The sequence below is a fragment of the Oceanospirillum sp. genome (assembly GCF_982874595.1).
On the sequence record NZ_CEYNZH010000008.1, the window covers coordinates 116,738 to 124,018 of the forward strand.

General features: G+C 49.9%; 7 protein-coding genes. 4 read left to right on the top strand and 3 right to left on the bottom strand.

Annotated elements, in window-relative coordinates:
- Positions 1-4: 4 nt before the first annotated feature.
- From AC4GL5_RS05855 to AC4GL5_RS05865, 3 genes are read right to left on the bottom strand one after another with little or no spacing between them, the layout of a single operon-like run.
- Entirely contained in the window at positions 5-1,336 is a 1,332-nt protein-coding gene (locus tag AC4GL5_RS05855) for a TRAP transporter large permease (RefSeq protein WP_490381856.1), read from the bottom strand.
- Positions 1,337-1,374: 38 nt separating this feature from the next.
- Positions 1,375-1,893 carry a TRAP transporter small permease gene (locus AC4GL5_RS05860; RefSeq protein WP_490381857.1) on the bottom strand — a complete coding sequence of 173 codons (519 nt, stop codon included), beginning with the start codon at positions 1,891-1,893 and terminating at the stop codon, positions 1,375-1,377.
- Positions 1,894-1,923: 30 nt separating this feature from the next.
- Positions 1,924-2,958 (bottom strand): TRAP transporter substrate-binding protein, encoded by a 1,035-nt coding sequence (locus tag AC4GL5_RS05865; RefSeq protein ID WP_490381858.1) that lies wholly within the window; start codon positions 2,956-2,958, stop codon positions 1,924-1,926.
- 405 nt (positions 2,959-3,363) lie between these two features.
- Here AC4GL5_RS05865 and AC4GL5_RS05870 point away from each other — a divergent pair, with 405 nt between their 5' ends.
- The 4 genes from AC4GL5_RS05870 to AC4GL5_RS05885 all read left to right on the top strand — a co-directional run bounded on the left by AC4GL5_RS05870 (position 3,364) and on the right by AC4GL5_RS05885 (position 7,214).
- Positions 3,364-4,302, top strand: coding sequence for a 3-carboxyethylcatechol 2,3-dioxygenase (locus tag AC4GL5_RS05870; RefSeq protein WP_490381859.1), 939 nt, complete (start codon positions 3,364-3,366; stop codon positions 4,300-4,302).
- 84 nt (positions 4,303-4,386) lie between these two features.
- Positions 4,387-5,586, top strand: a complete 1,200-nt coding sequence (locus tag AC4GL5_RS05875) for an acyl-CoA dehydrogenase family protein (RefSeq protein ID WP_490381860.1) — start codon at positions 4,387-4,389, stop codon at positions 5,584-5,586.
- A 63-nt stretch (positions 5,587-5,649) separates the two neighbouring features.
- The gene (locus AC4GL5_RS05880) at positions 5,650-6,234 is read left to right on the top strand and encodes a flavin reductase family protein (protein WP_490381861.1); all 585 of its coding nucleotides are present in this window, start codon (positions 5,650-5,652) and stop codon (positions 6,232-6,234) included.
- A gap of 119 nt (positions 6,235-6,353) precedes the next feature.
- Complete coding sequence (locus AC4GL5_RS05885; RefSeq protein WP_490381862.1) at positions 6,354-7,214, top strand: alpha/beta fold hydrolase; 861 nt, start codon at positions 6,354-6,356, stop codon at positions 7,212-7,214.
- The last annotated feature ends 67 nt before the right edge of the window (positions 7,215-7,281 follow it).

A 7,281-nucleotide genomic window follows, 5' to 3' on the forward strand; every position in this document is an offset into this window, starting at 1 on the left:
GTTCCTAGCGATAGAGCAGCTCAGGTAAAAAGAGAGCGACTGAGCTGATAAAGGTAATCAGTGCGAGGCGAATAATGTCGGCAATCCAGAACGGGGTGACGCCCTTAAAGATCGTACTGGCTTTAACATCCCGGAGTACTGCGCCCAGCACAAAGACATTCATACCCACAGGTGGCGTTATCAGGCTGATCTCCGTGACCACAACAACAACGATGCCGAACCAGACCAGGTCAAATCCGAGACTGGATACCAGAGGGAAGAAAATAGGCACGGTCAGCAGCAGCATGGAGAGGCTCTCGAATACCATCCCCAGAACAATGTAAATGGCCAGAATCACCATGATGACCATCATAGGGCTGATATCCAGACTCTGAACAAACATCAGTAACTCATCAGGCAGACCTGCCCGGGTGATGAAGTTGGAGAAGATCAGAGCACCGATCACGACGCTAAAAAGCATAGCCGACGTTCGGGCGGTATCGGTCAGAATATCAAACAGGATCCACCCGTTAAGAGACTTCCGGCTCAGAGCGATCAGAAAGGCACCACCGGCACCAATTCCCGCCGCTTCAGTCGGTGTGAAGATTCCCAGGTAGATCCCGCCCATAACCACAGAAAAGAGAATCAGAACACCCTGAACATTTTTCAGTGCGTTGAAGCGCTCTGCCCAGCTGGTTTTCTCACCGGCAGGGCCGGCATCAGGGTTGCGCCACACGACGTAACGAACCGCGACCAGATAGAGAAGAATACCCAGAAGCCCCGGAATAAAACCGGCGGCAAAGAGTTCGCGGATACTCGTTTCTGTCAGCAGGCCATAGATAACCAAAATAACGCTTGGCGGAATCAGAATACCCAGCGTTCCCCCGGCAGCAATTGATGCGGTGGCAAGAGAGTCGGCATAGCCGTATTTTCTCATTGGAGGCATGGCAACTTTAGCCATGGTGGCCGATGTGGCAAGACTTGAACCGCAGATGGCCGAGAAACCGCCACAGGCTACGACCGTTGCCATTGATAGTCCGCCCTTACGGTGACCAAGAAATGCATAGGATGCCTGATAAAGCTCCTGTGACAGTCCTGATTTGGTGACGAGGTTACCCATCAGAATAAAGAGAGGGATCACTGAAAGGCTGTATTCCTGTGCGGTATCAATAACCCGTCTGGCAGCCATCGATAAGGCGCCGTTCCAGCGAAATTCAAATAAATTATCAAAGGTTAAGCCCTGAAGAATCGCGAAACCGAAAAAGCCAGCTAACCCCATGGCAAAAGCGATGGGGATTCTGATGACAATAATAATAATAAACAGCAAAATGGCGAAGCCGATCATTGCGGTCAGCATATAAGCTTGCTCCGTGGGGATTTTTTAGACATTAAAATTCAGGTGCGTCGGGAGTTTGAAAGCTGCTGATATACCCCGTAAGAGATCATGGTGGCTGCCGTTATCCAGCTCATAATGGCAATAAACTCAATGAGGTAACCTGTAGGAAGTTGCAGCAGTTCAGTGACTTCATCCCGGCGAAGTGAACGTTCGGCAAGGTGATAAATCTTCAGGCCGAGGACATAGAGGGAACCTGAGATAATCAAGGTGGATACCATTCCGAGAATTTTAAGCGTCAGCGAAGAAAGCATTCGGTCGAGGATATCGACGATGACATGCCCACCGCGCCAGGTAATCACAGGCATTTCTGCAAAAATGAGAATAGCAAGACCAATCTCGGTAAGCTCGGTAGCACCATCAAGCGCGTTACCCAGAAAGTAGCGACCGCTGACATCAAAACAGGTAACCAACATCAGGCCGAAAAGAGTGATAGCTGCAACTGACTCAAGAAAAAAGGCCAACCAGATGATTGGCCCTTTTTCATCATAATGAGCCGCTACAGAGCGACTGAATGACATAGTGAATCTGCCTTATAACGAACAAAAAGGTTATTGATGCTCAAATTCTTTACTGATTTGGCGCATCTCTTTCAGCGCGGCTTTGGCGTCAACACCACTGTCTGCCACTGTTTTTAACCACTGCTGATCCATACCGGCAACCAGAGCTGCAAACTCTTTAGCCAGAGGATCCTGGTCTTTCAGGCGAAGTACTTGAACACCGCTTTCCTCAGCGGTACGGATGCCCTCCTGATCGGCTTTGTCCCAGGCAGCCCCTGTCATTCGTGAAAGTTTTTCGCCGGAAACCGCGAGAATGGCTTCACGATCTTCAGGGGCGAGGCCGTCGAGGAAGTCTTCGTTAATAAAGTAGGAGAGGCTGCCGGAGTAGATGCCGTGAGGGAACAGCACCAGATAAGGGGCTACTTCACTCAGCCTCATCGATTTCTGTTCCATTGCCGGCATGAAGATGCCGTCAACAACGCCTTGCTGAAGCAGTTCATACGCTTTGGGTGCCGGAGCGTTAACCGGAGTGATATGCATACGCTCTCCGATCACCCCAGGCAAACCGCCCGGAACACGAATTTTTTTCCCTTCAAGGTCTTTCAGGCTCTTGATGGGGAACTTCAGGTGCATTTGTGCCGGGCCATGAGCAAAGACGCCCAGAACTTTTAACCCCATGTGCTCATTAGCTTCAGCGAAGTACTTTTCATGAACGCGCCAGTAGGCAACAGATGCCGCCTCACCGGAAGACGCCAGCAGCGGTTGTTCAACGCCCAGAGCCAGTTTAAAACGGCCGGGTACATAGCCGTGATAGCTGAATGCCGCATCAACAACACCATCTTCAACCAGATCGTACAGGGACTTAGGATGACCCATGCCATATTCCAGCTCTACTTTGACGCGACCTTCAGTGGCTTCCTCTACCCATTTGGCCCAGGTTGGCCAGACTACCGCGTTTTGAACATGAGTTGGCGGCAACCAGGTAGCCACCTTCATCACAGTTTCTGCCAGTGATACAGGTGAATACAAGGCTGCAATTAAACCGGATCCAAACAGAAGTTTTGTTGTTATTTTCTTTAAGCTCATAGCATTAGCCTTCTTATAAGTTTCAGGATTTATATCCGTTTTTATTTTCCATTGATTGAGTAAATGGGTTTTATTTGGGCGGTCTGAGGCTATCTCATCGTTTTTTGATAACCAATTAAAAATCGGCCTTATGTGCACATAGTGCACTTTTTAATGGGTTGTGGGATTTATAACGGTATCGGTGAGGTAGCCGGGTTTTAGTCTGCAGTATTTTATAGTGCACTAAGTGCACGTGTGGTTTTCTTTATCTTGAGCGCCTTCTTTCTCCTGCCTAGTATGCATTAAAAACGAATCAGCAATAACTTTATTGATAATAAATTTGTTAATAAAAGTGCCGTGCTTTTTATTAAGGCTATAGCTGGTTATTAAAACTTATTCTAACAATAATGATATGAGGATGTGCCTATGAGCACTCTATTAAAGTGTTTGTCTCATACTCCGCTTCGGGGATTAAATGATCCTTCGCCGGCTATTGTGAGCGAGGTGAATACTGTTTTGGCAAATGCCCGTGCAGAGGTTGAGGCCTTTGATCCTGAACTCATCATTCTGTTTGCACCGGATCACTATAACGGTCTTTTTTATGACCTGATGCCGCCTTTTGTGATCGCCACGGAGGCGGACTCTGTTGCGGATTACACCAGCCTGCCGGGCAAGCTGTCTGTTGATGTGGAAATGGCCAACGCACTGGCCCGTCACATTCTGAACAGTGACGTGGATATTGCTCTATCGCATCGACTGCAGGTGGATCATGGCTGCACGCAAACTCTGGAGGAGATGACTGGCAGCCTGAACCGCTATCCCGTGGTACCTATCATTATTAATTCGGTAGCCCCTCCTTTCTGCCCGTACCGTCGAATCCGAAAACTGGGTGAAGCCGTTGGTGAGTTTGCCGCCACACTGAACAAGCGTGTCCTGATTCTTGGAACCGGTGGTTTATCCCATGAGCCCCCGGTGCCCCTGCTGAATGAATCACCCGAAGAGGTACGTGAGTTTCTGATTGCAGGCCGTAACCCGAGTCCCGAGGCGCGACAACTTCGCCAGCACCGTACGGTGGAAGCGGCGAAAGTCTACGGTCGTGACAGTTGCCCGCTGACACCTCTGAATGAGAGCTGGGATCTTGCCTTTATCGAGACGCTGATCTCCGGACGTGTCGCGGAAGTGGATGACTACACCATCGAAGATATTTCCCGTCAGGCGGGCCGGTCAGCCCATGAAGTCCGTACCTGGGTTGCTGCGTTTGCTGCCATGGGACGTATGGGGGCTTTCGAAGCCCGACAGGATTATTACCGGGCGATCAATGAATGGATTGCCGGTTATGGGGTCGTCAGCGCAAAAAGCGCATAGCTCCCCATTATATCTGCCCCTTTTGAAGAGCAGACACCAACATCAGACCGCTCCACCTTAACAATGATAATTCCGGAGAAGATTATGAATTCTTGTGCTCAGGTCATTCCATCAGAAGAAGAGATCGTACAGCGTGCCCGTGACATGATACCGACCCTGCGTGAGCGAGCGGAGGCCTGCGAAAAGGCGCGTATGGTATCGAAACAAACCATTGAAGAGTTCCAGGAGGCCGGTTTCTTTAAGATTCTTCAACCTAAACGCTGGGGCGGCTATGAAATGACCCCAAATGTGTTGAACCGTGTTCTGATTGAACTGGCCCGGGGTTGTCCTTCCAGTGCCTGGAACGTCATGGTGCTGGGGGTTCACCCGTTTGAAGTGGGTCTGTTGCCAACGGAAGTGGGTGATGAGCTTTGGGGACAGGATAATACCAAACTGGTCTCTTCTTCTTATGCGCCGTTCGGAACGGTTGAGGCTGTTGATGGCGGTTACTGCCTGAATGGTGAGTGGCTGACCTCCAGTGGTTGTGATCATGCTGAAGGTGGTGCCTTTGTCGGTGGTCGTGTTCAGGAAAATGGCACCACGGTTTTCCGTTCATTCTGGCTGCAGCGTGATCAGATCGCAGAGATTGTTGATGATTGGCATGTTGTGGGTCTGGCAGGCACGGGTAGTAAAAAACTGGTGATTAACGATGTATTTGTACCGGCTTACCGGAGTCACGAAATTGGTGCCTATGGTGATGAGAGCCATGCTGATGTTAACAATCTTTATAAAGTCCCTTTCTTTTTTGTCTTCTACGCCGCCGTGTCCTCCGTCCTTGTCGGCATGGCCCGGGGCATGGCCGACCTATACATTGAGCACATGATCCCGCGTCAGAATATCAATCAGGCGGTAGGTTCTGCAGTCAAAGACCCCTTTATTAAAGGCAAACTGGGTGAAGCGATGGCTAAAATCATCGCGGCTGAGGCACGCTTGCTCAGTAATGTGGATGAGGCCTGGAGCTATGCCTCAAAAGGTCAGTTGGTCCCTTTGGATGTCCGTGTGCGTCATTTCGCCACAAACCAGTTTACCGGCGGTGACTGTTTCGATGCTGCTCACATGATTTTTAAGAAAACCTCTACCCGGGGGATCTGGATGAGCAGCCCGATGCAGCGACAGCTGCGTGACTTGCTGGTAGGTGCCAACCATATCACTCAGAACCAGGACAATATTGGTGAGCTGCTGGGTGGACACCTTCTGGGTTGTGAGCTGCCGCAGCCAAATCCGTTTGGTGCAAAAGCGTCCTGATTCTATTTTGTCTCTGATGTGGGGCTTTATCGCCCTGCATCTCTTTATTACAGAGCAATTTTCATGAACACAAAAACAATCAAATCAAGCAATGCGTCAACCGATACCATTAATCAGCTACTGGATTGGCAACCCAATGAGCGCTTGGCGGCGATGCCCACGGTCAGTTCGGATGATCACAAATACGGTATGCGCCATTTTGCCGTTGGGGTGACCATTATCAGTGCTGCTCATGAAGGGCAGAAAGCAGGTCTGACAGCGACGGCCGTCTGTTCTGTTACCGCTGAACCACCGCGTCTGGTGGTGTTTGTGAATAAAAATGTTCATGCCAGCGAGATCATTCTGAACAGCGGTGCCTTGTGTGTAAACGTATTGGCCAGCGAGCAGGAAGAGGTCGCTCAGGCTTTCGCCGGTATGGTTAAAGAAGTACAGGGTGAGGCCCGTTTTGAATACGGCCAGTGGCGAGAGCTGGTTACCGGTGCTCCGACACTGGATGGTTCTTTGGCTAACTTCGATTGTCGTGTTGTTAAAGTGTTTGATGAAAGCACTCATCACGCGTTTTTATGCGAGGTTATGTCGACCTGTGAGCGTAATGACGGTGATGCTCTGATCTATCTGAATGGCGGATTCCGCAGCGTGCCTCAGTAACGTTTTCGCTTCAGGCCCTGCCATTTTGGCAGGGCTTTGTTTTTTTTGTCGTTTTTCGTTTTTATTTCAGGTTTGTGTCGCTGGTCGCGAGTCAAACCTGAGGTCTTTGGAGTTACTTTATGTCATCCCAATACACTGCAGAGAATACGTCGCATATCATCCGGGCCGATGTTGATGGAACCCTCATGGATCTGCACTACAACGCGATTGGTGAGGGTGATCAGACCCTGATTATGATGCATGGCTCAGGTCCGGGAGCCAGTGGCTGGGCAAACTTTAATCGTAATATCACGCCTTTTGTTGAAGCGGGTTATCGGGTTTTGCTGCTGGATAGTCCGGGGTGGAGCAAGAGTTCTCCAGTGGTTTGTTCGGGTTCGCGCTCTGATTTGAATGCCAGCGCTCTGCTGGCATTGATGGATAAGCTGGATATTGAACAGGCACATCTGGTCGGAAATTCTATGGGGGGGCATTCTGTTGTGGCCTTTGCCCTGCGCTATCCCGATCGTGTTGGCAAGCTGGTTCTGATGGGAGGGGGAACCGGTGGGCCGAGCCAGTTTGTGCCTATGCCAACAGAGGGCATTAAGCTGATTCAGAAACTCTACCGTGATCCGACGATTGAGAATCTGAAGGCGATGATGCAGATCTTTGTTTTTGATGCCAGTCATTTGACCGAAGAGCTGTTTCAGTCCCGCCTGGATAATATGCTGAGCAACCGTGAGCATCTGGATAACTTTGTTAAAAGCGCCCAGCTGAATCCAAAGCAGTTTCCGGATTATGGCCACAGGCTGCATGAGATTCAGGCAGAGACTTTGGTTGTCTGGGGACGGGATGATCGTTTTGTGCCTATGGATATTGGTTTGCGCCTGATCCGCGGTATTCCCAATGCCCAGTTGCATGTTTTTAATCAGTGCGGGCACTGGGCTCAGTGGGAGCATGCGGATACATTTAACCGCATGACACTGGATTTTCTGGCTCACTGATTTTTATAAGAACTTAGCGGCCAATTCTGAGTGCAACACCTAATCCAATATAGGATAAGGTATTGTT